At 39.1% G+C, this 26,511-nt stretch carries 18 protein-coding genes and 3 tRNA genes; 5 read left to right on the top strand and 16 right to left on the bottom strand.

Features of this window, described 5'->3' with window-relative positions:
* Positions 1 to 992: 992 nt before the first annotated feature.
* From murJ to J3U42_RS11585, 4 genes are all read right to left on the bottom strand, one after another.
* Complete coding sequence (gene murJ / locus J3U42_RS11600) at positions 993 to 2,531, bottom strand: murein biosynthesis integral membrane protein MurJ (protein WP_267336527.1); 1,539 nt, start codon at positions 2,529 to 2,531, stop codon at positions 993 to 995.
* A 139-nt stretch (positions 2,532 to 2,670) separates the two neighbouring features.
* The gene (locus tag J3U42_RS11595; RefSeq protein ID WP_267329019.1) at positions 2,671 to 4,026 is read right to left on the bottom strand and encodes a citrate/2-methylcitrate synthase; all 1,356 of its coding nucleotides are present in this window, start codon (positions 4,024 to 4,026) and stop codon (positions 2,671 to 2,673) included.
* Positions 4,027 to 4,045: 19 nt separating this feature from the next.
* Positions 4,046 to 5,308: an NADP-dependent isocitrate dehydrogenase gene (gene icd, locus J3U42_RS11590; protein ID WP_267336526.1), complete on the bottom strand. Its 1,263-nt coding sequence runs from the start codon at positions 5,306 to 5,308 to the stop codon at positions 4,046 to 4,048.
* A 20-nt stretch (positions 5,309 to 5,328) separates the two neighbouring features.
* On the bottom strand, positions 5,329 to 7,599 hold the full coding sequence (locus tag J3U42_RS11585; protein WP_267336525.1) for an aconitate hydratase: 2,271 nt from the start codon (positions 7,597 to 7,599) through the stop codon (positions 5,329 to 5,331).
* A gap of 410 nt (positions 7,600 to 8,009) precedes the next feature.
* Here J3U42_RS11585 and J3U42_RS11580 point away from each other — a divergent pair, with 410 nt between their 5' ends.
* Both J3U42_RS11580 and pepT read left to right on the top strand, forming a co-directional pair.
* A complete protein-coding gene (locus J3U42_RS11580; RefSeq protein WP_267336524.1) occupies positions 8,010 to 9,569 on the top strand; it encodes an AbgT family transporter in 1,560 nt (519 codons plus the stop codon).
* 25 nt (positions 9,570 to 9,594) lie between these two features.
* Positions 9,595 to 10,827: a peptidase T gene (gene pepT / locus J3U42_RS11575; RefSeq protein WP_267329022.1), complete on the top strand. Its 1,233-nt coding sequence runs from the start codon at positions 9,595 to 9,597 to the stop codon at positions 10,825 to 10,827.
* A 127-nt stretch (positions 10,828 to 10,954) separates the two neighbouring features.
* On the opposite strand, the gene J3U42_RS11570 is transcribed toward pepT, so the two are convergent.
* The 9 genes from J3U42_RS11570 to znuA form a co-directional block, all read right to left on the bottom strand.
* The gene (locus J3U42_RS11570; protein ID WP_267336523.1) at positions 10,955 to 13,072 is read right to left on the bottom strand and encodes a TonB-dependent receptor; all 2,118 of its coding nucleotides are present in this window, start codon (positions 13,070 to 13,072) and stop codon (positions 10,955 to 10,957) included.
* A 351-nt stretch (positions 13,073 to 13,423) separates the two neighbouring features.
* A tRNA-Lys gene (locus J3U42_RS11565) sits at positions 13,424 to 13,499 on the bottom strand.
* A gap of 134 nt (positions 13,500 to 13,633) precedes the next feature.
* Positions 13,634 to 14,368 (bottom strand): tol-pal system protein YbgF, encoded by a 735-nt coding sequence (gene ybgF / locus J3U42_RS11560; protein ID WP_267336522.1) that lies wholly within the window; start codon positions 14,366 to 14,368, stop codon positions 13,634 to 13,636.
* A gap of 62 nt (positions 14,369 to 14,430) precedes the next feature.
* Positions 14,431 to 14,913, bottom strand: a complete 483-nt coding sequence (gene pal, locus J3U42_RS11555) for a peptidoglycan-associated lipoprotein Pal (protein ID WP_220218172.1) — start codon at positions 14,911 to 14,913, stop codon at positions 14,431 to 14,433.
* A gap of 159 nt (positions 14,914 to 15,072) precedes the next feature.
* Positions 15,073 to 16,380, bottom strand: coding sequence for a Tol-Pal system beta propeller repeat protein TolB (gene tolB, locus J3U42_RS11550; RefSeq protein WP_366518745.1), 1,308 nt, complete (start codon positions 16,378 to 16,380; stop codon positions 15,073 to 15,075).
* Between the two features lie 435 nt (positions 16,381 to 16,815).
* Positions 16,816 to 17,625 carry a bifunctional DNA-formamidopyrimidine glycosylase/DNA-(apurinic or apyrimidinic site) lyase gene (gene mutM / locus J3U42_RS11545; protein ID WP_220218174.1) on the bottom strand — a complete coding sequence of 270 codons (810 nt, stop codon included), beginning with the start codon at positions 17,623 to 17,625 and terminating at the stop codon, positions 16,816 to 16,818.
* A 10-nt stretch (positions 17,626 to 17,635) separates the two neighbouring features.
* Positions 17,636 to 19,963 (bottom strand): bifunctional glycosyl transferase/transpeptidase, encoded by a 2,328-nt coding sequence (mrcB, locus tag J3U42_RS11540; RefSeq protein WP_267336521.1) that lies wholly within the window; start codon positions 19,961 to 19,963, stop codon positions 17,636 to 17,638.
* A gap of 121 nt (positions 19,964 to 20,084) precedes the next feature.
* Entirely contained in the window at positions 20,085 to 21,446 is a 1,362-nt protein-coding gene (gene mepM / locus J3U42_RS11535) for a murein DD-endopeptidase MepM (RefSeq protein WP_267329026.1), read from the bottom strand.
* A gap of 28 nt (positions 21,447 to 21,474) precedes the next feature.
* Positions 21,475 to 22,434, bottom strand: a complete 960-nt coding sequence (znuA, locus tag J3U42_RS11530; RefSeq protein WP_267336520.1) for a zinc ABC transporter substrate-binding protein ZnuA — start codon at positions 22,432 to 22,434, stop codon at positions 21,475 to 21,477.
* 94 nt (positions 22,435 to 22,528) lie between these two features.
* Between znuA and znuC the strand changes: the two genes are divergently transcribed.
* The 3 genes from znuC to J3U42_RS11515 all read left to right on the top strand — a co-directional run bounded on the left by znuC (position 22,529) and on the right by J3U42_RS11515 (position 25,761).
* The gene (gene znuC, locus J3U42_RS11525) at positions 22,529 to 23,311 is read left to right on the top strand and encodes a zinc ABC transporter ATP-binding protein ZnuC (RefSeq protein WP_267336519.1); all 783 of its coding nucleotides are present in this window, start codon (positions 22,529 to 22,531) and stop codon (positions 23,309 to 23,311) included.
* Complete coding sequence (gene znuB / locus J3U42_RS11520; protein ID WP_267336518.1) at positions 23,304 to 24,107, top strand: zinc ABC transporter permease subunit ZnuB; 804 nt, start codon at positions 23,304 to 23,306, stop codon at positions 24,105 to 24,107. Before znuC ends, znuB begins: the two co-directional genes overlap by 8 nt.
* A 130-nt stretch (positions 24,108 to 24,237) precedes the next feature.
* The gene (locus J3U42_RS11515) at positions 24,238 to 25,761 is read left to right on the top strand and encodes a YifB family Mg chelatase-like AAA ATPase (RefSeq protein ID WP_267336517.1); all 1,524 of its coding nucleotides are present in this window, start codon (positions 24,238 to 24,240) and stop codon (positions 25,759 to 25,761) included.
* 4 nt (positions 25,762 to 25,765) lie between these two features.
* On the opposite strand, the gene J3U42_RS11510 is transcribed toward J3U42_RS11515, so the two are convergent.
* The 3 genes from J3U42_RS11510 to J3U42_RS11500 form a co-directional block, all read right to left on the bottom strand.
* Positions 25,766 to 26,104 (bottom strand): DUF413 domain-containing protein, encoded by a 339-nt coding sequence (locus J3U42_RS11510; RefSeq protein WP_220218181.1) that lies wholly within the window; start codon positions 26,102 to 26,104, stop codon positions 25,766 to 25,768.
* A 134-nt stretch (positions 26,105 to 26,238) separates the two neighbouring features.
* Positions 26,239 to 26,314: transfer RNA gene (locus J3U42_RS11505), tRNA-Trp, on the bottom strand.
* Positions 26,315 to 26,323: 9 nt separating this feature from the next.
* Positions 26,324 to 26,400, bottom strand: a tRNA-Asp gene (locus J3U42_RS11500).
* Between the last annotated feature and the right edge of the window lie 111 nt (positions 26,401 to 26,511).

Raw genomic sequence — 26,511 nt, 5'->3', positions numbered from 1 at the left:
TTTGTTCCTGACAAAGCAGCGCCTCGCCAAACATCCCTGTTTGGCGTGCTAACCTCACTCAGTTGTCGGCGCTTTGTGAAGGTGCAATCTGGTGCACTTGTTTGCTTTTGTGGAAGGTAACGGTATGGGTCTCGGGGTATTTTGAAAATATCTTAAAAATTTTGTTTTTATACTAAAACGTGGGTGTTTTCTGAAAGTTTTTGGCGAGGGTTATGTTTTTTACTTAAACACATATATTTTCTGAAACTTTTTGACAAGATTTTATGGGTAATGAAAGCCATAGTTTTTTAATCTGTAGGTTTCGGACGCTGGGAATTTGATTGATTTTTTCCTAATGATGTTAGCGTCCGAATAGAAGGACTCTGTGCATAATCCGCTCCCTCTCCGTACAACATTGCACTAAGTGGTTTTCCAATAAACATAAAAATTTTTGACAAGAACTTTCAGAAAACACCTACGTTTAAGCATAACGCAGCCACTTTAACTAGTTTTAAAAATCCACTAATTCGGATGCTGAGATCGTATTGAAAAAATCGACCTAATAACAGCATTTGAATGCCTGCAATTTTCAAGATCCTATAAAACCTTGTCAAAAAATTTCAGAAATTATAGATGTTTAAGTAAAAAATTTTAGCATTTAAAAAATATCCCTAAACCCCCTTACCATTTCTTTTCCCAAAAGCAAACAAATGCACCAGACCGCACCTTCACAAAGCGCCGACAACTGAGTGAGGTTAGCACGCCAAACAAGGATGTTTGGCGAGGCGCTGCTTTGTCCGGAACAAATCAGCGCCGGTGCGTTAAGACCGAACGAAGGCGGAGGGCAGTCGCCAGACCGCTTTGGGTGGTGCTGCGAGGGGGTTATTAGGGGGATTTCGCACAAAATCCCCCTAATTCGGACGCAGACATCGTATTGAAAATATCGACTAATTCACAGCGTCCGAAACTTGCAGATCAAAAACCGACAGATCAAAACCCGACAACTTTTACCCCTAATCAATCCGTTTTATAAAATGTTTTATTTTAAATCCCATTGCCATTAATGCGGCAAAATAGATGATTATACCGGCGATTACCAATAAGAGTAATCGCCCTACACGCATTAGCATTGTTCCGGTTGACCAATTTGGTAGGAGTTGGGCGCCAAACCATAATACGGCTGACATGAGTATGACTGCGATGATCACTCGGGTTAAGAATAGATACCAACCCGGTTGCGGTTGGTAGAGTTGCTTTTTGCGTAATTGCCAGAAGAGTAATCCGGCATTAAAACATGCGGCCAGTCCGATTGATAAGGAGAGTCCGGCATGCTGTAGTGGTCCAATAAAAATCAAGTTCATCAGTTGGGTTAAGATAAGGGTTATTATGGCTATTTTTACCGGTGTTTTGATATCTTGTCGGGAATAGAAAGCCGGCGCCAGTACTTTGATTAATATCAGTCCAAGCAAGCCTATTGAATAGGCAACTAATGCCCGTTGTGTCATTAAGGTGTCAGTTAAGATGAAGTGTCCGTACTCAAATAGGGTTGAGATTAATGGGCCTGAGATTACCCCTAAAGCGACAGTGCTAGGTAGAGCGAGTAAGAAGCATAAGCGTAATCCCCAATCTAATAGCTCGCTGTATTGCTTTTGATCGCCGTTTGTAAAGCTTTTTGCTAATGACGGTAATAGTATTGTGCCTAACGCTACGCCGAGTACGCCTGCGGGGAACTCCATTAATCGGTCGGCATAATACATCCACGAAACTGATCCCGATACCAAAAACGAGGCGAAAATGGTGTTGATAATCAGTGAGATTTGCCCCACTGAAACGCCTAAAATCGCTGGTCCCATTTGTTTTAAAACTCGCCATACGCCGCTGTCTTTAAAGCTGATGCGTGGCAAGACTAACATGCCTATTTTTTTCAAATAAGGGAGCTGATAAAGGAGTTGTAATATGCCTCCAACTCCAACAGATACCGCCAATGCCAATACTGGCGGATCGAAATAAGGGGTGAGGAAGAGTGTAAAAATGATCATGCTGATATTAAGCAGCGTGGGCACAAAGGCCGGAACTGAAAATCGATTCCAGGTGTTAAGAATTGCCCCAACCAGCGATGCTAGCGATATAAAAAAGATATAAGGAAAGGTGAGCCGTAATAAGGTGGTGGCAAGTTCAAATTTTTCGGTCGAATCTTCCAAAAATCCCGGCGCAGTTAACATAATGATGAAAGGGGCGGTGAGCACACCAATTAAGGTGACCAGCGCCAGTACCAGTGTTAATAAGCCTGATACATAAGCGACAAAGGTGCGGGTAGCATCGATGCCTTGCTGATTTTTATATTCCGCTAAGATTGGAACAAATGCTTGCGAAAAAGCGCCTTCAGCAAAAATACGTCTTAATAAATTAGGCAGTTTAAAAGCAACAAAAAAAGCATCAGTTGCCATGCCGGCGCCAAAAAAGCGGGCGATAATTGCATCACGCACAAAGCCTAATACTCGTGATACCATTGTCATTGAACTGACTGTTGCTAAAGATTTTAAAAGATTCATAGATGATTTTTATACAATCTTAAAGGGTTGGAACAGATAATGATACATAGTCTACAAACTATTGCTTTAAAGCACCATGCTTTTTTTATAAGCGCTGGTTTCGATTTTACCGTCAGCAGTGTGCTGACGGCGGATAACATTAACGATCTTCAAGAGGAATAAATGGTTTAAGCTGACCGATGTTTTTATAGGCAGGTCGAATAATTCGGCGGTCATCAAAATTGAGCTCTTCAATTCGATGTGCACACCAACCGACAATTCGGGACATGGCAAATAACGGGGTGTAGACCTCTTTCGGTAAGCCAATCATGTCATAGACAAATCCGGAATAAAAGTCGACATTAGCGCAGACCTGTTTTTTGGTTCGGGCATTTTTTCGATTAACAATGGCATTAATGGCACGTTGTTCAAGCAAGTTTAAAAAATCATACTCTTTTACTCGTCCCTTCTCTTTAGCCAGTTCGTACGCCATTTCTTTAAGTAACACGGCTCGCGGATCGGATACGGTGTAAACCGCATGTCCAATGCCATAAATCAGCCCTTTTTGGTCGAACACTTCTTTATTTAAGATGCGTTTTAAGTAGTTATCAATTTCGGTAACATCAGTCCAATCTTGGATCTGTTGTGCGAGGTGTTTGAGCATTTTGCCGACTTGCAAATTTGCCCCACCATGCAAGGGTCCTTTTAACGAGCCGATACCGGCAGCAATTGAGGAATAAGTATCGGTGCCGGTTGAACTGGTCACCCGTACGGTAAAGGTTGAGTTATTCCCGCCACCATGTTCGGCATGAATAATCAAGGCGAGATCTAATACTTTCACATCAAGTTGCGTATAACCTCCAGAGCCTTTCATCATATATAAAAAATTTTCAGCGATAGAAAAATCTTCATGCGGGTGGCGAATATGTAATGATTTGCCTTTGGCGCTATGGCTTAACATGTTATAGGCATAAGCAATGATCGCCGGAAATTTGGCAATTAAGTCAATTGATTGGCGCATTAAATTGTCTCGAGAGGTGTCATCTGCCTGTGGGTCATGGGTGTACATTTCCAGCACGGTTCTTGCTAAGATGTTCATCACATCGTGACCTTCGAGCTGCATAATGGCAATTTTGGTCTGTTTTTCCAGCGCCATTGATTCACAAAGTAATCGGGAAAAGTCACGCAGTTCTTCCGCATCCGGTAAATAGCCGGATAAAAGCAGATAAATGGTCTCTTCAAAGCCTGTGCGCTGCTCTTTTTGAGCATTATGTACCAGATCGTCAATATTAATCCCACGATACAATAATTTTCCGTCAATCGGTTTTAATACACCATTATCTAACCGCTCATAGCCTAGCACGTCGCCGATTTTAGTTAATCCAACCAGTACACCTGTGTGATCAGCATTACGTAAACCACGTTTGACATTGAATTTTTCGAATAGCTGTGACTCAATTTTGCTGGTGTTTTTAATGGTTTCAGATAATTTATAAACCAAAAACTTCTCTTTCATTTTGTTTACCGCCCTTGTTTTATAAGTTATCAATTACCGCTTGGGTAAATTGACTTGTGGATAAGGGTTGCCCATTTTGCATAAAGCGGACTAAGTCAGTTGTGGCTTTTCCTTGCTGAAATAGTTTTTCCATAGCTTGAGTAATCAGTTGCCCTACTTCATACCAACCTAGATAATCAAACATCATCACGCCCGATAATAACAGCGAGGATGGATTGGCTTGATTTTGCCCGGCAATATCCGGTGCTGTGCCGTGCGTTGCTTCGAAAATCGCATGTCCGGTCAGATAGTTAATGTTTGCCCCCGGTGCAATGCCAATGCCACCAACTTGAGCGGCAAGTTGATCGGAGATGTAATCACCATTAAGATTTAAGGTAGCCACAACGCTGTAATCTTGTGGCTTAAGCAGCGTATTTTGTAAAAAGGCATCACAAATCACATCTTTTATAATCAGTTTGCCGGATGATTTGGCCGCTTGTAAGGCTTCATCGGCAAGAGCTTGACCATTAGTTTTGGCCATTTTGGCATATTGATTCATGGTAAATACTTCATTGGCAAACTCGCTTTCGGCTAAGGCATATCCCCATTGTTTAAATCCACCTTCGGTAAATTTCATAATGTTACCTTTATGCACTAATGTGACTGACGGTAATTGATGTTGTAAGGCGTATTTTATCGCTGCACGGATTAATCGCTGCGATCCCTCAATCGATACCGGTTTAACCCCAAATGATGAGGTTTTCGGAAATCGCACTTTGTTAACGCCCATTTGCGTCGATAAAAATTGATAGAATTTTTCGGCTTCGGGGGTGCCTTGTTGCCATTCGATGCCCGCATAAATATCTTCGGTGTTTTCCCGAAAAATGGTCATATTGACCTTTTCCGGATGTTTAATCGGTGATTCTACCCCTTTAAACCAGCGCACAGGTCGTAAACAGATATACAGATCTAATTCTTGCCGTAATGCCACATTAAGTGAACGAATTCCTTCACCAACCGGTGTCATTAATGGACCTTTGATCCCAATAAGATAGTGTTTAAAGGCATTAATAGTCTCTTGCGGAAGCCAGCTACCGGTGAGGTTGTAAGCTTTTTCGCCTGCCAGCACTTCGCACCATTGTACGCTTTTCTCGCCGTGATAAGCTTTTTTAACGGCAGTATCAAATATCGTTTTGGCCGCTGCCCATATCTCTTTGCCCACGCCGTCACCCTCAATAAAAGGAATGGTCGGATGATTTGGTACGATTAACTGTCCATTTTCAATTAAAACTTGCTGTTTCATCGGGTTTCTCCCTGTTATGTTTAATTGTGGTTAATTTGGGCTTTTAGCTTATTTAGGGCACTGCCTGCTTTATACCACTCAATTTGTGCTTGATTGTAAGTATGCGCAACGTCAAAACTGTCAGTGGTGCCGTCTTGGTGGTGAAGCGTTAAGGTTAGATTTTTGCCCGGCGCAAAATCAATTAAGCCGGTAATACTGATTTGGTCATCTTGCCGAATTTTGTCGTAGTCATTTTTATCAACAAAGGTCAACGCTAACATGCCTTGCTTTTTAAGGTTGGTTTCATGAATGCGAGCAAATGATTTAACCACAATGGCTTTTACATTTAAAAAACGAGGCTCCATCGCAGCGTGCTCACGTGAGGAGCCTTCGCCGTAGTTTTCTTCGGCAACAACAATCGAGCCTAAACCTTGGGCTTTCAATTTTCGGGCTAAGGCCGGAACGGGCATATACTCGCCGGTTTGTGCATCTAATACACAATTGGTTTTTTGATTAAAGGCGTTAACGGCGCCAATTAGCATATTGTTAGCAATGTTATCTAAGTGCCCTCGGAATTTAAGCCATTGACCAGCCATTGAAATATGATCTGTTGTGCATTTGCCGGCGACTTTAATTAACAGCGGTTGCGATACAATATCTTGTCCGTCCCAGGGTAAAAAAGGCGCTAATTGCTGTAACCGCTCTGAATTTGGGGCGATATGAATGGTAATGTGGCTACCGTCAGCTAGCGGCTCAATATAGCCGGCATCATCAACGGCAAATCCCTGTTTGGGTAGTTCATCCCCAAAAGGCTCCGGCAGTTTAACTTGTTGTCCTTGTTGATTAACAAGGCTATCAGTGAGTGGATTGAAGCTTAGCTTGCCGGCAATGGATAATGCCACCACAATTTCCGGTGAACAGACAAAAGCATAGGTATTTGGGCTACCGTCATTACGTTTGGCAAAATTACGATTGAATGACGTGACAATGGCATTTTTATGTTCATCTGCCACATCGTCACGTCGCCACTGACCGATACAAGGGCCACAAGCATTTGCCATAACTGCCGCCCCGGCTTGCTCAAAACGCTGTAAAATGCCGTCTCGTTGTGAGGTATATTTTACTTGCTCTGAACCGGGATTAATGATCAATTTCGCTTGCACTTTAAGCCCTAATTGATTAGCGCTATCAAGCACTGATGCCGCCCGCATCATATCTTCATACGATGAGTTAGTACATGAGCCAATCAAGCCAACTTCCATGTTATCGGGATAATTGTGCTCAGCCACTGCAGCGGCTAAGGTTGAGATTGGACAGGCCAGATCGGGGGTAAATGGACCATTAACATAAGGCTCGAGTTCGGACAGGTTGATATCGATGACCTGATCATAGTAGTTTGCCGGTTGCGCTAACACGGCCGGATCGGCATTAAAGCAGTCCATTAAATCTTGAGCTAAATCCACCACCTCTTGACGCCCTGTCATCGCTAAATAGTCGGCTGATTTTTGGCTATAAGGAAAAATTGAGGTGGTGGCGCCCACTTCGGCGCCCATGTTACAAATAGTCGCTTTGCCAGTTGCCGATAACGATGATGCACCTTCGCCAAAATACTCGATAATTGAGTTGGTGCCCCCTTTTACCGTTAAGATCCCAGCCAGTTTTAAAATCACATCTTTAGGTGAAGCCCAGCCGGATAATTTACCGGTTAGCCTTACGCCAATAATTTTTGGCATTTTTAGTTCCCACGGCATGCCCGCCATAACATCAACAGCATCCGCCCCACCAACACCAATAGCTATCATAGATAGCCCACCGGCATTTGGGGTATGTGAATCAGTTCCTATCATCATTCCACCGGGAAAGGAGTAATTTTCAAGAACAACTTGATGAATAATGCCGGCATCGGGTTTCCAAAAACCGATGCCGTATTTGTTTGATACATCCCGTAAAAATTGATAGACCTCTTGATTATTGCTTTGCGCAACAATCAGATCATCATAAGCATTTTTGTAAGCTTGAATAAGGTGATCACAGTGAACGGTAGAAGGCACAGCAACTTTGTTACGCCCGGAATTCATCAATTGTAAAAGCGCCATTTGCGCTGTGGCATCTTGCATTGCCACACGGTCGGGGGAAAAATTTACATAATCCTCACCTCGCTGATAAGCTTTGAGTTTCTCGCCTTCGGCAAGGTGGGTATAGAGGATCTTTTCGGTTAGGGTTAAGGGGTTTCCGATAGTTTGGCGGATGTGGTCAAGTTTTTGTGGATAGTGCTGATAGATGCGTTTAATTAAATCGAGATCGAAAACCATAATAAAAACCTCACTGCTTATATATCATACTTCGTGAAATATCATTTATTTTCAAACTGCATATTTATGCCATTTTTGTGACTAAATATTCACACACTATAGCACCAAATTTTTTTAATGCAATCGGACTCAATGAAAATTTATTATTATTGACGAGCAACGGTTTAATCGCTGAAATTGAGCCAATACCAGCATTTACACCGCCTTGAGAAATATACTATCGAATTATTGAGGATTAAGCTCATCAAAGAAAATATAAAAATAGGCTTTTTCATAAGTAATAATAATGTAAAAAAGTTTCAGAAATCACCTACGTTTGAGTATAAAAAAGCCGCTCAAAGCCTTGTTTGCCTGTATAATTAATCTATGCTAAATTGTCTTTCCGAACACTATTCAAACGTACTTTTTTTATGAATCAAACAAAAAATCAATCGCCAATACCTAGTGGCGGTTTTTTAAATACTATTGAACGAATTGGTAATAAAATTCCGGATGTCACAACGCTGTTTTTCTATGCTTTAGTTATCTGTTTTGTGGCTTCTTGCCTCCTGTCTTTTGTGAGCTTTGACTACATCAATCCGGTTACCCAGCAAAAAGTAGCAGTCGTTAATATGCTATCGCCCGATCATCTGGTGGTGTTTTTAACCAAAATGGTGAACAATTTTGTCTCCTTTCCGCCACTCGGTATCACTATCGTTGCCACTTTAGGGATTGGTATTGCCGAAAGTAGTGGCTATATTCATGTGCTACTTAAAAAGTTGTTAGCGGTCACACCCAAAAAATTAGTGACCCCGTCGGTTATTTTTGTCAGTATGGTATGCCATATTGCATCGGATTCGGCTTATGTGATTTTAATGCCGGTATCAGCAATGATGTTTTATGCAACCGGTCGTCATCCTCTTGCCGGTATTGCCGCTGCATTTGCCGGATTAGCCGGCGGTTTTAGTTCGAGCTATACGCCGTCAATTATCGATCCCATTATGCAAGGCTTTACGCAAAGTGCGGCGGAAATTATTGATCCTAGTTATCAAGTCAATGTGCTTTGTAACTACTTTTTGAGTTTTGGTGGGACGTTTTTTGTCTTAATTGCTTGTTGGTTTGTCACCGATAAAATTGTTGAGCCACGTTTGCAAGCAACCATGCCATTAAATAAAGATCTACAGTTAGATAATATTGCTGATTCACCGGCAATCACGCCAATTGAAAATCGTGCTTTTAAAGTCGCTTCTGTGGTTTTTTTAATTATCGCCATTGGCTTAGTTTTACTTTTATTACCGGAAAACTCGTTATTACGTGCGCCGGACGGCAGCATGACCAGTAATCAAGCGCCGATCATGCAAATTATCGTTCCGCTATTATTTGTCTTTTTTGCGATTCCGGGCTTGATTCATGGGTTTATCACTGGCGCCTTTAAATCGTCACGTGATATTGTAAAATCAATGGAAAATATTATTAAATCACTGATTCCATTTATTGTGTTTGCCTTCTTTTGTGCCCAATTTTTATATGTGTTTTCACTCTCTCAAATCGGGACGTTAATTGCTATCGGCGGGGCTGAGTTTTTAAAAGCTTTACATCTGCCTTCAGTTGTCACCATTTTTGGGGTGATTATTTTAACCAGTATGCTTAATGTATTAATTACATCAGCGTCGTCAAAATGGGCAATTTTAGCGCCAATTTTTGTACCTATGTTGATGTCAGTCGGCATATCGCCGGAATTGACGCAAGCCGCTTATCGCATCAGTTCAGCGGTTAATGTCAGTACGCCAATGTTTGCTTTTTATCCGTTAATCATTGCTTATTGCCAACAGTACTGCAAACAAACCGGCGTGGGTACATTAAGTTCGATGATGATCCCTTATACCGCAGCCTTACTGATTGCTTTGACGATAAACTTACTGCTATTTTGGTTTTTAGGTATTCCAATTGGTTTTGACAGTGGTTATGTCTATCCGCCAATCGAAAGTTAATTATTGATAAGGACGCAAACAAATTATGAATATGACTGAACAATTAGTTGAACGTTTTTTACGTTATGTCAGTATTCCCAGCCAAAGTGCAGCGGGGTGTGCTCATGTTCCTTCAACACCAGGACAAACACAGCTTGCCAAATTACTTGAGCAAGAGTTATTGCAACTGAATTTACAAGATGTGCATCTTGATGAACACAGTATTGTTACAGCAAAATTAGCCGGTAATGATCCTTCTGCCCCAAATATTGGTTTTGTCGCCCACCTTGATACCGTTGATGTGGCGCTTTCAGATAAGATTAATCCTCAGCGTGTCACTTTCACCGGTCAAGATATTTTATTAAACAAAGAAAAAGCGATCTGGTTTTGCGTTGATGAGCACCCTGAATTGATGAAATATCTTAATCAAGAGTTAATTGTCACCGACGGCACAAGTGTACTTGGGGCGGATAATAAAGCCGCTATTGCCGTGATAATGACCATGTTAGATCAGTTACAACAACAAAACCGCCCGCATGGCGATATCTATGTTGCTTTTGTGCCTGATGAGGAAGTGGGGCTTAACGGTGCCAAAAAACTTGATTTAACACGTTTTAAACCTGATTTTGCTTATACCATTGATTGTTGCGAACTGGGTGAAGTGGTGTATGAAACCTTTAATGCAGGTTCAGCAACCATTGAAATTCAAGGGGTATCAGCTCACCCTATGTCAGCCAAAAATGTGTTGGTCAATCCAATTCGAGTCGCTAACGATATTATTAACTGCTTTGATAGCTTCCAGACGCCTGAGCACACTGAAGGTAAAGAGGGCTATTATTGGTTTAATGATATTGTTGGCAATCAAAGCACCACTACGTTAAAAATGAGTATTCGAGACTTTGATTTAGCCAGCTATCAAGCTCGTAAAGCCTATATTCAAGAGGTGATTAAGTTAATTCGGGTTAAATATCCAAAAGCCAAAATCGAATGTCATATTACCGATACCTATAGCAATATTGCTAACTATTTAGGTGAAGATCGCCGTTGTATTGATCTCATTTATCAATCCTTTGAGTTGCTCGGTATTAAGCCTAATACCATTGCCATGCGAGGAGGAACAGACGGTTCAGCGTTATCAGCACGTGGGTTAACGACACCAAATTATTTTACCGGTGCACACAATTTCCACTCATGTTTTGAGTTTTTACCGCTATCTTCTTTTTTGAAATCGTTTGAAGTCACAATGAAAATCATTGAGCTGTCTGCAAAAGGGCAGTAATCTTATCGGCAATAATCTTCTTAAAGAGGGAAGCACTTCCCTCTTTGTTTATATTAATTGTTTGAAACGTCATGGGTAGTTTAAAGCGATTTGATCTTTAGATAATCACCTTAAGACTTTTTAGATGTTATAGCTTGTAACTGGCTGTCAGCAAAAAGGCTCTTGGTGTGCCGGGCATGCTATTTGAGCGCCAATACTTTTTACCGAATAAATTAGTCACAGCTAGCGTAATATCATACGATTTGCTTTGATAACCGATAGCACCATTCAATAAGCCATATCCTGCTCGCTTATAGAGATTTTTGTCATCGTTATACATTGAGCCTTTATAATTAAACTCCAGCTCGGTAAACCAATTTTCGGCAGGTAGGTATCGAACGTTGACATAACCGCTCTGTTTGGCTGTATTGGATAAATATTTGCCTTTATTAGCCGGGTTTTTGTTATCTTTATGCACTTTCGCCTGCTGATAGCCTATACCGCTATTGATATACCATGATGAGCTGAGTTGACCAATTAGGCTAAACTCCACACCTTGGCTTCGATCGCTACCTCTAACCTGCCAATTATAAGGATCGTTGACTGCATCAGGTTGATAGCGCACATTGTAAAGTTCAAGATCATAAAGGGCGATTTGAGATGAGAGCTTATCACCTAACCAATCGCTTTTAATGCCAATTTCATATTGGCGTGAATATTGGGGTTTATCATCATAAACCGTTTTGGGGTCAGTAGAGAGGGTAATTAATCCACGTCCACCATACGGCGAAAAGTTTTTACTGTAAGAGGCGTAAAGGCTTTGCGATTCGATTGGTTGCCAAATCAAACCAACTCTTGGGCTTAATGAATGACCGCTATAGGATCGACGTTGATGTTTTAGTTCATCATTGGAGGCAAATTCATAATTATCATAACGCAATCCGGCAAGTAACTTCCACTGGGTTGTAAAGCTGATTAAATCTTGCCAATACAGCCCTTTAGAAGTCGCTTTGTGATTCGTTTTTGTATTCAATTTACTGTAATGTGACTTTTTTGAGTACCAGTGAGGATGAAATGGATCGACCACTTCCGGATAAGCACTGGTTAAAGCAAGTCTGGGTTGGCGTTTTTCAATGTTGTATTCAATCCCAACTAACATTTCATGCTCAATACTAGCGGTGTTAAACTTGCCCATTAAATCAAGCGTATTACTATAGGTTATGTTAGCCGTTTCTTGCCATGCTCGTCGAAATTGTAATTTACCGGGATAGTTGCAGGCTTTACCATTACTCAATTGACCATTTACCGAACAATAACTCCCACCATAAATATGGTCAAAATTTTGTGAAGCTTTGCGGTATTGATTGGTTAATTTAAGCGACCAATCATAATTTAATTCAAACCCCATGACTGAACGTAATGAACGATAATTATCTTTCACATAATCATCCGGGTGCGCATAAGCAGTTTTTATCGATACGCCTTTCGGTAAATCATAATATGCCGGTGCTCTATCCGGACGGCGCCATAAATTATCATGGGTATATTGCACTAACCAACTAAACCCGTCAAGATTATCATACAGTATACTTGGCGATACCATGGTATCTCGTTGCTTAATGCCTTTACGGAAACTATGGTCAGTTTGATGATCGATAGTCATCCGTATTGCCAATTTGTCGGTTAACACCTGATTGATATCAACCATACCGCCGTATTTATCCCATGAACCACCACGCAAACTCAATGTGGTGGGAGAATCGAAATTAGCTTGTTTACTAATCATATTCACAATACCGCCACCCGATCCACGCCCATAAAGCACAGAAGCCGGACCTTTTAATATTTCTACACGTTCAATATTGGCAGTACTTTGTCTGACCTGACCACTGGCTCGAACACCGTCACGATAAATATCACCCGAACTTGCCGAAAATCCCCTAATTTTTATGCCTTCATCACGCATATCATAAGTGGTATCAACACCGGGCAATTTATTCACCAGCACACTTAAATCGTTTTGCCCATAAATTTTTTCTTGTTCAAGGTTAATACCGTTTATTGTTTGAGGAATATCTTTGATATCAAGAGGCATTTTGGTTGCGGTTGCTGATTTTTTTAGCCGTTGATCATGACTATCGGTAATGGTGGCAACAACTTTCATTGTTTCAATCTTAGCTTCATCTTCCTGTTGGTCTTGTGCAGTTGCGATAAAAGAGGCTGTACCTAATACCCCTAATACGGTTAATTGATTAACTAATTTCATTGTTTATCCTATCATCGATTGTTATAAGTGATTTCATTCACGACTTGATTCACAATTAATGATAATGATTGTTATTTGCATTGCAACTTATTTTATATTTTTTAACCAATTCACTGTGCAATGTTACGTTTAATTTATTGATATAAAATATAATTTTGACATGGCTGTGGTGAATACAAAAAAGCGGGAAGTTTTATAAGAGATCATTAACCAGCAAAGAATTTAGCATTGGTTTATATGACAGGCCAGCAAGCGATATACCATTCGTTTTAAATAAAATGACAAGAGAATTCGCTTTATCACAATAATTTTTATCGTCGCTTGATAATGTAAAATATTGAAGGAGGAAAGTGGTGGGTCGTGAGCGATTCGAACGCTCGACAAACGGATTAAAAGTCCGCTGCTCTACCGACTGAGCTAACAACCCATTTTTGAATAGAATTACTGACGTCTTATTGATTAAGGCTTCAAGCAATTTCGGGTTGCTATAATACTTATAATTATCAAGCTTCGCAACCCTTTTATTACTATTTTTGTTTGATAGCTGGTTATTTATACACTTTATTTCAACGAAGCGAGTTTCTTTCTCGCTAAATCAGCGATATTTTTATCTTTAGCGTATTTACTAACGACTTGTTGAAAAACAGCTTTTGCATTTTTCTTATCACCTTTATCAAGTAAAATTAACCCTACTTTATAAAGGCTATCAGCAGCTTTAGCTGAAGTTGGAAAATCTTTTACTACAGTTGCATAGTAAAATGATGCATTATCTTTGTTACCTTGTTTATAGTTAAGCTGCCCGAGCCAATAATTGGCATTAGCTCGGTAATTAGACTTTGGGTAAGCTTTTAAAAACCTTTCAAATGCAATAATGGTGTCATTAGTTTGTTGGTTATCATTAACAAATTTAACGATAAAATTGTAATCTGTTTTATCATTCCCTGAAGTTGTCCAACCTACAACACCTGAAGCATCATTGGGAATAGCACTTGAAGTTGGTTCGCCATCATTGGACTGTGAAGAGGTATTGTCACCAGAAGAGAATCCGGAACCATTTGTCATTTGCTGTAAAATCATTTTCTGACGTTCTATGGTCTGATTCAGTTGATGTCTGGTCTCTTCTAATTGACCGCGAAGCATATCGACATCAGCCTGTAAATCACTTATTTTTTGTTGATTCTGTATAAGTAATTGACCTTGTGCTTGAACTGTTCTATCGATATCTGAGCTACCTGCAGCACAACCATAACCTGCAAATGAAAGAAATAAGAACAACGTGAATATTCTTTTATACATATTATATCAACTCGGTGTGAACTTAAGAAAAACGGCTGAAAATCAGCCGTTATATAGTGGTATTAATAAGCTTGGTATACAATTACAGCACGACGGTTTTTAGCATAAGCTGCTTCGTTGTGACCTAACACTGCTGGTTCTTGTTTACCATATGATCTAACGGTGATTTGAGAATCAGAAACACCATTACCTTGTAGGTATGCTTTAACAGCATTAGCACGACGCTCACCTAATGCGATATTGTATTCTGGTGTACCACGCTCATCGGCATGACCTTGGATTTGTACAGAAACTTGAGGCCAAGTACGTAAGAATACTGAATGCGCATTTAATAATGTTGTATAATCAGGTTTAACATCATAACGATCGTAATCGAAATATACTGTGTTAACTTGTTGTAATTTTTGAAGTTGCTCTAAAGCTTGTTGTGTTAAAGTAGCGTTAGCATTACCACCATTTTTGTTGCTGCTATTAGATGAACATGCAGTTACAGCGATTAATGGTAAAGCAATCGCAGCTACTTTAAGAAATTTAGAAAATTGCATTGTATTAACTCCTTTGTGTTTGAATAAATTGTTACTTATTATTTTTTAATTCTAACCAACTTCAAAGTAATCGATGTTACTAACTAGAAAGATTAGAGCTATATATTATAACGACCTTAAGCTTTACACAATTTTAATCATTATAATATTGAATAAATTTTAACCGTTCTCTAATAAATAAGGTGACCATGCCGGGAATGTTACTTGCCCGTCAGTTGCCGGTAGTTTTGCTTTAAAGTTACCATCGGTCGAAACAAGATTCAAAATTGTCCCTAAACCTTCAGATGAACTATATATAATCATCGTACCATTTGGCGCTATACTTGGTGTTTCATCCAAATAAGTATCAGTTAATCGTTGATAAGTACTGGTTGCGAAATCATACCGAGTAATATGTTGCTCACCATTATTGGTAGAAATCAAAGCGAGAAACGAACCGTCCGGCGCCACACGTGCATTTTGATTTTGGGTATTTTCCCAAGTTAAACGTTGCGATTCACCGGTATTGATATTAATTGTATAAAGCTGTGGACGACCGGCCTGATCAGAAGTATAAACGATTGTTTGATTATCTGGCATCCAAGATGGCTCAGTATTATTACTACGGCCTGATGTGATACGCGTGATTTTCTTCGATCTTAAATCCATTACATATAAATTCAAGCTACCGTCTTTAGATAACACCAATGCTAATTTGCTGCCATCCGGTGAAAATGCCGGTGCGCCATTGTGTCGTGGGAACGAAGCAAGAGTTTCAACCGATCCACTACCTAGTGTTTTTAATACTAAAGAAGTGCGATTATTTTCAAATGTTACATAAGCTAACTTTTTACCGTCCGGTGACCATGTTGGTGACATGAGGGGATCTTTTGAACGATGTACCGTGACTTGATCATATCCATCATAATCTGATACCCGTAATTCATGTTTGAATTGACCTTTAGTTGTTTTCACTACATAGGCGATTCGAGTTCTAAAGGCACCTTTGATACCGGTTAACGATTCAAAGATCTCATCACTAGCAGTGTGAGCGGCATAACGAAGCCAGCGTTTTTCAATAGAAAACTCATTGCCAGCTAAAACTTCACCAGGACGATTGACGGTATCAATTAATTGGTAGTTAATTTTATACTTGCCCGATGCATCAGGTTGAATCGAACCAACGACAACGGCTGTAATACCAATATTACGCCAAAGCGCTGGATTAACTTCTGAGGCAGTAGTTGGTCTTTGAGGCATTGAAGCAACATCAATTGGGTTAAATTTACCACTATTACGCAAGTCAGAAGCAATAATATCATTGATAACTTGTGGAGGTTCTCCACTTCCTATCCATGTAAAGGGAACAACAGCGATTGGTTTTGCAGAACTTATACCATCAGTTATAACAATCCTTACTTCTGCATTAGACATCACTGTATAAAATAAAACAAAACAAGTTATCAAAAAGCGAGAAGCAAATTTGATCATCTTAAATTCCTTAATAAAAACGAAATACATTGATTTAATAAATTAAAAACGCAATTAAATGTAACATCAAATTGTTAAAAAAATTAACATATCGCATTCATTATTAGCTGTTATTACCCTTTATCATATATAAATATTTTTTCAGCGAGAAAGATAGCCGATATTGAGTAACAAGTCTAGAGTATTTAAAACAAAAAATTACGATATGTTTACAGTTTTTTGTGGTACTAACTTTTAACAGTCTAGAATTTGATATTATTATTTTAATTTATTTGCTTATACTAATCTGATTTAAGTCAGGTTTAAAGTGTTTAAGAAGATATTTTTTTAAAAATCTGTAATAAAAAATAGAAACTTATAAAAAAATTAATTGAAGCTATGAAGAAAATTGATCGGTATTGCTTAATATAATAAAAATAGACATCACAAATCTTACTTTTGGCAAGTTTCGCAATAAAAGGTATTACGCTGTCCTATACGCTTTGATTTTATTTCAGTTTTACAGTTTAAGCACGCTTGTCCTGAGCGCCCATAAACTTGTAGTTCTTGAGCAAAGTAACCCGGTTTACCGTCAGATTTTAGAAAATCTTTTAACGTCGTACCGCCTTGCTCTATAGACTGATTCAAAACCTGTTTAATTGCTACAACTAATCTTTCAAATTCTGCCCGTTTTAAGGTATTCACTTTTCGATTTGGATTAATGTGTGCCATAAATAGTGACTCAGAAGCATAAATATTGCCAACGCCAACAACGATATGGTTATCCATTATAAAGTTTTTGATTGGCACTTGGCGATTTTTGGCTTTGTCTAATAAATAGTTAGCACAAAATTCATCACCTAATGGCTCGGGTCCTAAATGTTTTAACTGAGTCACATCATCGATAGATTCAGCCCAAAGCCATGAGCCAAAGCGACGTGGATCAGTATAGCGCAAAATTACGCCATTATCTAATACCAAATCGACATGATCATGTTTTTGGACAGTTTGTTGATTTTGCAAAATACGTAAGCTACCTGACATTCCTAAGTGAATCACTATCCAGTTATGCGTTAACTTTAATAGCAGATACTTTGCTCGCCGTTGCACATCTAAAATAACTTGCCCATGCGCACCACTTATTGCCTCATCGATAGGCCACCGCAATTTGGGCTGCCTAACAATGATTTGTTTGATAGTTTGCCCTTTTAAGTAAGGCAATATACCTCGTCGGCTTGTTTCAACTTCTGGTAATTCAGGCATAATATTCCACTTAGTTGTTAAACATATCCGTTACCCACGATGGCGCTTGTTGTGTCGGCGTCAATTCATTATTGGCTGAACATAAGCTTTGCGGGTTGGTTGTCCATACCGGTAAAGTACGTCCTCCACTGCTACCGTCGCATTGCCATTGACCATTACTGTCGATAGGCATGGTAAAGATATTTTGCGGTAACGGTTGCATCAATTTTTTCGGTGGATTGTTTTGTAAGTATTCACTATATATTTTTAGTGCACCCGTCGCACCGGTTAATTTCATTGGTGTATGATCATCAAGCCCTATCCAAATGACCGCAACATTTTTGCCGTCAATCCCGGTAAACCAGCTATCACGTGAATCATTACTTGTGCCGGTTTTAGCCGCTAAATTAAATGAGCCATATTTAGCTTTTAATGATCGAGATGTTCCCGATGCGACCACTTGTTGCATAGCGTAAGTTGTTAGATAAGCCGACTGTTGAGATACCGCTTGAATTTGTTGTGGGTAGCTTTGATAAACAAGTTCGCCTTTATCAGTCAATACATATCTTAAAATTGTTAATGGTGAGCGCTTACCATTATTCGCGATAGTTTGGAACATTTGTGCTGTTTCAAGTGGTGTTAATTCCAATGCACCAAGTAATCTTGACGGTAAATTAGGGATCCTGTCAGACGGTACGCCCAATGATTGAAGTGTATTTTTGGTCGCATCAAGCCCTAATGCCATACCGAGATTGACCGTTGGTACATTAAGAGAAAGTGCTAAAGCATCAACCAACATCACTCGATCACGAAATTTACGGTCGTAGTTTTTAGGTTGCCAATAAGAACCATTATCGAGCTTAATTGATAACGGACTATCATCAAGCCAAGTGTTAAGTTGATAATGGTCGGGTTGCCCAAGCGCAGTTAAATAGGTTGACGGTTTTGCCAATGAGCCTATTGCTCGTCTTGTTAACCAAGCACGGTTGTAACCAGGATAACGAGGCTCAGCACTACCAATAATAGACCGAATTTCACCGGTTTCACGGCTGACAATCACCATAGCTGTTTGTAAATCTTTGCTGGTCGATTTACGTAATGTTTCAATCTGATTGGTGACCGCTTGTTCAGCTGAAGCTTGTGCCACTGGATCGAAGGTGGTGAAAATTTTCATTCCGGAGAGATGATCTGCTTTATCCCCTAACTGTTTTCGCAGTTCACTACGGACAACTTGCATAAAGGCAGGTTGTGGAGAAATCACCCCGCCTTTAGGTAACACCGAAAGTGGGCGCTGACTTAATAGATTGTATAGCTCTTCATCGATAATACCTTGTTGCTGAGCCAGTTTTAACACCACATTACGGCGTTCGGTAACTTGTTGGGGTTGAGTCCAAGGATTATAAACCGATGCCCCTTTGACCATACCCACTAATACCGCTTGCTGATCTAAAGTTAATTCATTAACCGGGCGACCAAAATAGTAAAGGCTGGCTAACGGAAATCCGTGAATTTCCTCAGCTCCGGCTTGACCAAAATAGACTTCGTTAAGATAGAGTTCTAAAATACGCTCTTTGCTATAACGCGCATCTAAAATTAACGCCATATAAGCTTCACGTAATTTACGACTTAAACTCCTTTCATTGCTCAAAAACAGATTTTTAACTGTCTGTTGGGTTAAGGTGCTACCACCTTCGGTGCGACCGGTGGTTAAATTCACATAAATAGCCCGACCAATGGAGTATAGACTTATACCATGATGCTCATAAAAACGCTTATCTTCGGTGGCAATGAGTGTTTGTAACAACGAATCGGGAAACTGTTTTAATGGCACAAATAGCCGTTGCTCACCATTAGGGGAGTGCATCATGGTGATTAATTTAGGATCGATTTTGAGTAAACCAAAATCTCGTCCGGTATCTAAATTTGTGATGCGGTCGATGCGGTTATCATAAAAGGTAATTCTAACGCGAAAAGCTTGCTCTTCACCGTCAGGGAACATGAATGGTCGGCGATAAATTTCTACCGCATCATTAGATACAATGAATTCACCGGGACGGGTTGCTTTACTATCTTGCTGACGATATTGTGCGCCATTAAGCATGGTCACAACATCACTTAAACTGTAATCACTATCCGGTTCAAGGTCGATAATTTGCCCATATACTGCCGCAGGTAATTCCCAAACATTACCTTCTATTCGCTCTTTAATTTGTTGATCAAGATAGATGCCGTAAACAACAGTTACGGCCATAAAAATCAAAAAAAGTTTGAAGATTAATGACCAAAATCGACGCCATAAAGATCTCTTTTTATTTTTTGATTTTTTCTTAGCTGATTTTTTTTGGGTTGATTTATTCAAACTACACCTAACAATTACACTGTATAAAATTAGCTTATAATAACACAGTTTTTTAGCCAGATATCTGCAAACTTTTTGTAAAAAAGTGGCGCGCCCACACTATATTATCTATAAGCCAAAGTTAAAACGTTAGTTGCGATTGGATCTGTTTCACTTTTGCTAAGAACGCTTTTTTAGATTTACCGGTTAAACCTTCATTGATCGGTAAACTTGCCGTTAATGGGTTAACAGGTTTGTTGTTAATATGCAGTTCAAAGTGTAAATGAGGGCCGGTTGAACGCCCAGTATTGCCGGATAGACCAATTTTATCACCCTGCTTCACTTGTTGCCCTTGTTTCACCAGAATTTTATCTAAATGCATGTAAGTTGTCATATATTGGCGACCATGTCGGATAGCCACATAGTTACCAGCTGAGCCGCTATATTTAGCGATAACAACTTCACCATTTCCCACAGATAAAACAGGAGTGCCCCTTGATACGGCAAAATCGACACCATTATGAGGTGTGACAACTTTGGTTACAGGATGTAAACGTCGAGGATTAAAGCCGGAAGATACCCGAGCTTGTTTTGCTAGCGGATAACGGAAAAAGCTTTGTGATAAACTTGCACCATTGACATCATAGTATTTGCCGTCGTCAGCTAAAATAGCATAATAATCTTTAGTGCCATTTTTGAATCTAACGCCCAGCAGCTGACTTTTGGATAAGCGATCACCGTGCTTTTCACGAGTTAAGACAACTGAGAATTTATCGCCGATTTGCAGTTTGCGAAAATCCAATCGCCACTGTAATGCACGTGTGATAATACCAATTTCATTACTGGTTAAGCCACTTTTACGCGCATCAGCCACAAAACTGGATTTGATAACCCCGGTTATGACTTTATTTTCTTGTGAAACGTTTTCTGCTGTCTCGGACGTTTCAACGAATTTATCACCTGATTTCTCATAAACTCGGATGTTATTGCTGGAAATTGCCCATGTCAGATTTTGTAAATTATGATTATCATCCGTTGTCCAACTGATTTGCTGCCCTATTCTTAAATTGGCCAGTTGTTTATATTTATTGGTCAGCAAAAATACATCTTTTTTGCTAACATTATAACGTAACAAAATCGCATGTAAGGTATCACCACGAGAAATCGTATATTGAACAGTATTATTATCTTTGCCATCAATAATTTCATCAATTTCATCTGGAGCTATCTGATCTTCCGGTTCATCTGAGGACTCAGTTACATTGTCAGAGTTTGATTGAGCTTCGGCAATTTCAACTCGCCCTTCACCAACATCTATCGCAGATTTATCAGTAACGGTTGTTTGTGCCTGAGAATTTAAAGGAACATAAACAGTACGTCCAAAATTTAATGGGCGCCATAATAGGATGAATAAGATAATAATAACCAGAGATCCTAATATTGAAAAATAAGGAATTTTAAATTTATTCTTTTCAATATTAAGTGATTTAATCTGCCGTACCAAAATTAACCTTAACTATTTATCATCTAAATTATTTATCATTCAAACAATCCAACAGTTGCTCAGTTAATTTTAATAAAAATTGTGAATAAGCATCTTTTGTTACAGCAATGCCTGTTCCTAATGGATTTAATTCTCCAATTCGTACATCAGTTCCATTCACTAACTTTTCAATAACTGCAGGGCTAAACTGTGGTTCTTTAAATATACATACTGCTTGGTGTTCTTTTAACTCCTGTTGAATTGCATACAATTTTTGAACACCAGGCTGGACTGCTGGATTTATAGTAAAACTTCCTAGATTCTTTAATCCGAACTGTGATTCAAAATACCCATAAGCATCATGAAACACAAAATATCCTCTATTTTGTACGTTAATTACTTTTTTTGCAATGATTTGTTCTGTATCTGCCAGTTTTGTTGTGAATTTGTTTAGATTTTCATCAATTAATACTTTTTTATTGGGATATAACTTAATAAGTTGGTCATGAATGGTTTGTGCAATCACTCTAGCTATCTTTGGCGATAACCAAATATGTTCATCATACTCGCCACGATGATGATGTTCTGACAGGTCATCTTCTGCATGATCGTGATCATGGTCATGCCCTTCATGACTGGTACGTAATAACGGTTTAATTTGTGCAATATCCATAAGTTCAATTTGTTTTTGCTTATCGATATTTTTTAATACGGTAGGCATAAATGTTTCCATATCTTCGCCAACCCAGATAATTAATTGCGCATTTTTAATTTTTAGCAGATCTGAAGGCTTTAATGAATAAGTATGCGGGGAAACACCGTCGGGCAATAAAATTTCGGTATCAGTGACATTCCAAGCGATGGCTTCTGTGATAAACCCGATAGGTTTAACAGATGATATAATTTTAGCTTGAGCGTAAGTGGTCATTGCGCCAATAGCAAAGCTAAAACCAACGATCATCAAGTAATTTGCTAATTGTTTTATGTTTTTATTGATATAATTTTTCACATCATTATCCCATATTTATAAAATATGATAGAATAGATTCCCATAATTGTTATAATATAACATAACATTTAGATCAGCAAGGGCTATCAATAATATGACTCAATTAATCAAGCTTGATAATGTGTCGGTCGAAATAAACCACCAAAAGATATTATATGATGTTTCATTATCGATTAGTCTTAATCAAATCATTACGGTACTTGGCCCAAATGGTGCAGGTAAATCAACCCTTGTTAAAGTGATCTTGGGGTTAATGGATCAGACTTCCGGTACCATTGAACGCTTGCCTAATTTAACCATTGGCTATGTTCCTCAATCAATTAACTTAAATCCAACTTTACCCATTACCGTTGAGCGTTTTATGCGCTTAAATAAGCAATTAAGCAAAAACGACATTGTAGAGACTTTATCTTTGGTCAAAGCTGAATACTTACTTAAGCGCTCAATGCATCAGTTATCGGGTGGTGAACTTCAGCGGGTTTTGCTTGCGCAAGCATTAGCAAAACGGCCTAAACTGTTAATTCTTGATGAACCAACTCAAGGGGTCGATGTTAATGGGCAAGTTTTGTTATATGATCTTATTGCTGATGCGAAAAATGTATTTAATTGCGGTATTCTTATGGTTTCTCATGATCTGCATTTGGTTATGGCTAAAACCGATGAGGTAATTTGTTTAAATCATCATATTTGCTGCTCCGGAACGCCAGCTATTGTCTCTAACGATCCTGAGTTTATCTCCTTGTTCGGTCAACATGGCGCATCACAAATTGCTTTATATAAACATCATCACAATCATCAACACGATTGCTGTAAACAACCTGTTGAACAGACTAAACAGATAAAGTTACCTGATTTTGGAAGGAAAAATAATGATTGAGTTACTGCTCCCGTCTTTATTAGCTGGTTTGTGTTTAAGCTGTGTAACTGGCCCATTAGGAACCTTTGTTGTTTGGCGAAGGATGTCCTATTTTGGTGACACATTATCGCATGCAGCTTTACTTGGTGTAGCGTTTGGATTCTTGCTGAATATCAATCTTTTTTATGCCATTATTTTTGTTACGCTGATTTTAGCTTTAGGGTTAATGTGGTTGGAATCACAAAAACAACTACCGATTGATACCCTACTCGGCATTTTGGCGCATAGTGCATTATCACTAGGTTTGGTGGTCATTAGTTTAATGGATAGTATCCGTATCGATTTAATGGGCTATCTATTTGGTGATCTATTAGCTGTCACCATGTTCGATGTATACCAAATCTTAATTTGTGTTTTATTTATTGGTTTAATGCTGTTGTGGCGTTGGAATCATTTTCTATACATAACAGTCAGTGAAGAGTTAGCCTTTACTCAAGGTATCAATATTCAATTTACTAAACTGCTGTTAACACTATTACTGGCTTTGACGATCGGCATAGCAATGAAATTTGTCGGGGCTTTAATTATCACTTCATTATTAATCATTCCCGCTGCCACCGCAAAATATTATGCTAAAACGCCTGAAGCAATGGCGCTTATTGCGATTATTATCGGTATGCTTTCCGTTATAGGTGGCTTAGTTTTTTCGCTTATTTATGACACACCGACAGGCCCTTCAGTGGTATTGAGTGGTACTTGTTTATTTTTTATTTCGTTATTTTTAGCTAAGTTTTTATTAAGTGAAAAAAACCAATAAAAATAACCAATAAATAAGAAAAAACAAAACATTTTTTGCGAGCAAAGTCGCATTTATCATTAAGTTGAACTTAATATTTATCTAAACGCGATAAATTAAAGAAAGTTTTTTATACTTAATGGTGCAAATTATGTCTCTTGCGATTGTCTCCACCCGTGCTTCTATCGGAATACAAGCACCGCAAATTAATGTCGAAGTACACATTAGTAATGGATTGCCAGGTTTTGTGCTGGTAGGGCTACCTGAAGCAACGGTGAAAGAAGCAAAAGATCGGGTTAGGAGCGCCATTATCAATAGTGGCTTCACATTTCCGGCAAAGAAAATCACCGTTAACCTCTCACCCGCTGATCTTCCTAAAGAAGGAAGTCGTTTTGATTTACCTATAGCTATCGCTATTTTAGCTGCTACAGAACAAATTCCGATAGATAATCTGGCACAGTATGAGTTCTTAGGTGAGTTAGCGCTTTCGGGCGATATAAGAGCGGTTAAAGGCGCAATTCCGGCGGCAATAGCATCAAAGAAAAATCATCGTGTTTTAATTATTTCAGCTGAAAATCAATCTGAATTATCTTTGATTCACCATAACAATACATTAATCACCACTAATTTATTACAACTATGCCAATATTTATATAATGAAATCAATTTGCCCATGGTTGAATATCGTGATCATAACGATAATGGAAATCAAGTGGAAAAATTAGAAGACATTGTCGGTCAGGAACATGCTAAAAGAGCGTTGGAAATTGCCGCTGCTGGTGGTCATAATCTATTATTAATTGGTCCTCCCGGAACAGGTAAAACAATGTTAGCAACACGTTTAACTTCGCTTTTACCGCCGCTATCAGACGATGAAGCGTTACAAAGCGCTGCAATAACGAGCCTTGTAAGTCCTAATGGTTCGATAAAAAAATGGCGTCAAAGACCGTTTAGAGCGCCTCATCATAGCGCATCAACCGCAGCCTTAGTCGGTGGTGGCTCAATACCTAAACCGGGGGAAATTTCATTAGCACATAATGGCGTACTATTTTTAGATGAACTACCGGAATTTAATCGTAAAGTGCTTGATGCCTTAAGGGAACCGATTGAATCGGGCGAAATAGTGATTTCAAGAGCCAATGCGAAAATAAAATTTCCTGCCAAATTTCAACTTATTGCCGCTATGAATCCAAGCCCAACTGGTCATTACCAAGGTACGCATAATAGAACAACGCCACAACAAACTATGCGTTATTTAAATCGGCTATCGGGGCCATTTTTAGATAGGTTTGATATCTCTATCGAAGTGCCATTATTACCTAAAGGGACACTTAGTCAGAAAAATATCGCAGTTGAATCAACACAGAGCGTAAAACAGCGAGTATTTAAAGCAAGAGAAATACAATTAGGAAGGAATAACAAGCTTAATAGTCAGCTAAGCGTAAATGAGATAAAACATTATTGTCTGTTATCGGATGAGAATAACGAGTATTTGGAACAAGCTTTGATTAAATTAGGTCTTTCAGCACGAGCATGGCACCGAATTTTGAAAGTCTCACGTACTATTGCGGATTTAGATTCATCAGTTAATATAGAACGACAACATATTTCAGAAGCATTAAGTTATCGTTCTATGGATAGGTTATTAATTCAATTACATAAAAACATTGGGTAATCAATTAGTCGTCACTATCAACAAAATCATCGTTCACATCAACTTGAGGTTTCCCGCCTGATAGTGTGTGAAAACGTTTTGGTTTGTTGATACGAGAAAGGTATTTTAACCATGTTTTTTCAAAATCAGTAGATGCGTCTTTTTTGCCTTTGCAAACCGCAACAAAAGACTTTTCTTCAGCTGTAACAGGTTTTTTAGTTTCTGCATCCAGATCTCTAAAAGCACATCCATATTTCTCTAAAATCTGCGCTTCTTTAATCGTAAAATCACCGTGACGGGAAAATCCTCTCGGATAATTCTTATTATCAAAAAAGCGTTGTTGACTTATAAAACTTTCAGCCATGTTATATCCTCTAGATTGTAAAAGTAGTTGGGCGGGAATTATAATTGACTAAGTAAATCTGTAAACAAAATTCTTTTATTTGCTAAGATAAAAATGAACGAACGACTAAAATTAAGACAAAGCTATCATATTTATGGCAGGGGCGGAGAGTCTCGAACTCCCAACACCCGGTTTTGGAGACCGGTGCTCTACCAATTGAACTACGCCCCTAAATAAAGGTGGCGGAACGGACGGGGCTCGAACCCGCGACCCCCTGCGTGACAGGCAGGTATTCTAACCAACTGAACTACCGCTCCACCGTATTTGGTATGTATATATAAAATTAAAAGTCTGGCGGCACCCTACTCTCACATGGGTAATACCCACACTACCATCGGCACTACGGCGTTTCACTTCTGAGTTCGGCA

The organism is Gilliamella sp. B2923 (assembly GCF_026536565.1).
GTDB lineage: Bacteria > Pseudomonadota > Gammaproteobacteria > Enterobacterales > Orbaceae > Gilliamella.
This window is presented reverse-complemented; position numbering and strand designations above follow the sequence as displayed.

What these genes read in the sequence shown, in the direction of transcription:
- murJ (WP_267336527.1), bottom strand. Translation starts at nt 2,531, where the DNA reads ATGAATCTTTTAAAATCTTTAGCAACAGTCAGTTCAATGACAATGGTA.
- J3U42_RS11595 (WP_267329019.1), bottom strand. Translation starts at nt 4,026, where the DNA reads ATGAAAGAGAAGTTTTTGGTTTATAAATTATCTGAAACCATTAAAAAC.
- icd (WP_267336526.1), bottom strand. Translation starts at nt 5,308, where the DNA reads ATGAAACAGCAAGTTTTAATTGAAAATGGACAGTTAATCGTACCAAAT.
- J3U42_RS11585 (WP_267336525.1), bottom strand. Translation starts at nt 7,599, where the DNA reads ATGGTTTTCGATCTCGATTTAATTAAACGCATCTATCAGCACTATCCA.
- J3U42_RS11580 (WP_267336524.1), top strand. Translation starts at nt 8,010, where the DNA reads ATGAATCAAACAAAAAATCAATCGCCAATACCTAGTGGCGGTTTTTTA.
- pepT (WP_267329022.1), top strand. Translation starts at nt 9,595, where the DNA reads ATGAATATGACTGAACAATTAGTTGAACGTTTTTTACGTTATGTCAGT.
- J3U42_RS11570 (WP_267336523.1), bottom strand. Translation starts at nt 13,072, where the DNA reads ATGAAATTAGTTAATCAATTAACCGTATTAGGGGTATTAGGTACAGCC.
- ybgF (WP_267336522.1), bottom strand. Translation starts at nt 14,368, where the DNA reads ATGTATAAAAGAATATTCACGTTGTTCTTATTTCTTTCATTTGCAGGT.
- pal (WP_220218172.1), bottom strand. Translation starts at nt 14,913, where the DNA reads ATGCAATTTTCTAAATTTCTTAAAGTAGCTGCGATTGCTTTACCATTA.
- mutM (WP_220218174.1), bottom strand. Translation starts at nt 17,625, where the DNA reads ATGCCTGAATTACCAGAAGTTGAAACAAGCCGACGAGGTATATTGCCT.
- znuC (WP_267336519.1), top strand. Translation starts at nt 22,529, where the DNA reads ATGACTCAATTAATCAAGCTTGATAATGTGTCGGTCGAAATAAACCAC.
- znuB (WP_267336518.1), top strand. Translation starts at nt 23,304, where the DNA reads ATGATTGAGTTACTGCTCCCGTCTTTATTAGCTGGTTTGTGTTTAAGC.
- J3U42_RS11515 (WP_267336517.1), top strand. Translation starts at nt 24,238, where the DNA reads ATGTCTCTTGCGATTGTCTCCACCCGTGCTTCTATCGGAATACAAGCA.
- J3U42_RS11510 (WP_220218181.1), bottom strand. Translation starts at nt 26,104, where the DNA reads ATGGCTGAAAGTTTTATAAGTCAACAACGCTTTTTTGATAATAAGAAT.